Here is a 1522-nt window from a genome sequence, read left to right on the forward strand (position 1 = left end):
ATAAAAGACAGATGGTCGGTTCATAACGGATTAAAATAGAAGGAGCGTGAAAAATTGTCCGCTCTGTATGACTTTCAACGGCCAGTGAGTAGTTCATCTGTACTGAGCGATCTGTGTGTCACCTGTACTGACCGCGACTGGGTGAGAATATATCACTTGCTGAGGATTTCAACAGAGCCACCAGTCAACAAAACGTGCTCTGTGGCACAGAAATCCTCTCGGTCTCTTGCGCCCATATCTTGTTTCACGCTCTCATAGAGTACCAGTATTTCCATCGAGTCAACAGAACAAATAAACAGCTTCCGAAGGAAAGTGTAGATAGATGGGAACGAGTAGCCAGACGGGGGGTAGCAAAACAATACCCGGAATGCTCAGAGAGTCCCGCGATTTTGTTTTTGCGTGTATTCTGAACTCTGCACTCATTCTTGGAGTGGTCGTATTTGAGTGGAGTCTTCTTGAAATCGCTGTCATCTATCTCATCGAGATAGCGATCATCAATCTCCTGTTCTTTTCTGTCGCGTTGTTCACGCCACAGTCCGTGGATGATCTCGATGGGGATTCTTGGGATGAAGAGCCCACTTCAATTCAGCCGATTGGTCTAATACCGCCGGTATACCCGCGCAATATCAACTACGTGTTGCGAAAGGCGGTTATCCCAGCTTTCATTCTTACAGTAATCATGACTCCTTTCCTTTCCGGTTATGATTTGGATTCAGGACTTCCCCTTTTGGATTCAGGACTTCCCCTCTCAGTTGGGCTCGCAATTGCTGGCACTGTTTTCTTTCAGCTATCGCGCGTCTGGCGCTATTTCATCGTCAACCGGTCATATCAAGACAAATCACCGGCAGACGCGTTGGCTTTCGCGTTCAGACCCGTCTTTGAGTTGTTTCTGATTTTGGTCTTTGTGGTTGCTCCCGTCAGCTTTGTGATTATCGGGACGGGTACCGATTTGGATTCACGGGCCGTGTGGTTGCTCTATTTAGTTCCGATGGGGGCGATTAGGGCGTGGATGGGGAGTTTAGACCCTCAGACAGACGATTTTAGTGTCAAATAAGATAACATATGTGTAAATATCTGAGGATTTCAATAAACCCGAATATTTGGAAACTACACACTTCCATTTATTACCCTACCGTTCCGTGTCGACGTGAACTATGATCACAGACGCCCGGGTTCTCCAACAGGAGTTCATCCCACGTGAAATCCAACACCGGGACAACGAGGTAAACTACCTCTCCAGCATCCTCGAACCAATCACAGACGGCCAATCAGCGGAACCCATACTCCTGTACGGCCCGTCTGGAACCGGGAAAACCTGCATTGCACAATTCATCCTCGAACGACTCCGCGAGAACGTCGTAGAACTCGATACACAGTACGTGAACTGCTGGGAAGACTCAGTACCTCACAAAGCATCCACAGCTAGCTGTTTCTGCGGCCTGAGTTCTGTCTCGAAGCGGTTGTACTGATGGTCTCGATGAGATGATTACGGACGGATCGACGGAGAGCTGTCGCTGTCGGC

At 48.4% G+C, this 1522-nt stretch carries 2 protein-coding genes; both read left to right on the top strand.

The annotated features are described in order from the left end of the window. Nucleotides 1–322 precede the first annotated feature (322 nt). Nucleotides 323–1054, top strand: coding sequence for a DUF6498-containing protein (locus tag NO887_RS18435; RefSeq protein WP_256419620.1), 732 nt, complete (start codon nt 323–325; stop codon nt 1052–1054). Between the two features lie 100 nt (nt 1055–1154). Further along, on the top strand, nt 1155–1469 hold the full coding sequence (locus NO887_RS18440; RefSeq protein ID WP_303652376.1) for an AAA family ATPase: 315 nt from the start codon (nt 1155–1157) through the stop codon (nt 1467–1469). Nucleotides 1470–1522: the final 53 nt, after the last annotated feature.

This window comes from Halorubrum laminariae, assembly GCF_024494655.1.
In the GTDB taxonomy this organism is placed as follows: Archaea; Halobacteriota; Halobacteria; order Halobacteriales; family Haloferacaceae; genus Halorubrum; species Halorubrum laminariae.

Bases quoted from the DNA above. Each gene is read 5' to 3' on its own strand.
- NO887_RS18435 (WP_256419620.1), top strand. From the start codon at position 323: ATGGGAACGAGTAGCCAGACGGGGGGTAGCAAAACAATACCCGGAATG.
- NO887_RS18440 (WP_303652376.1), top strand. From the start codon at position 1,155: ATGATCACAGACGCCCGGGTTCTCCAACAGGAGTTCATCCCACGTGAA.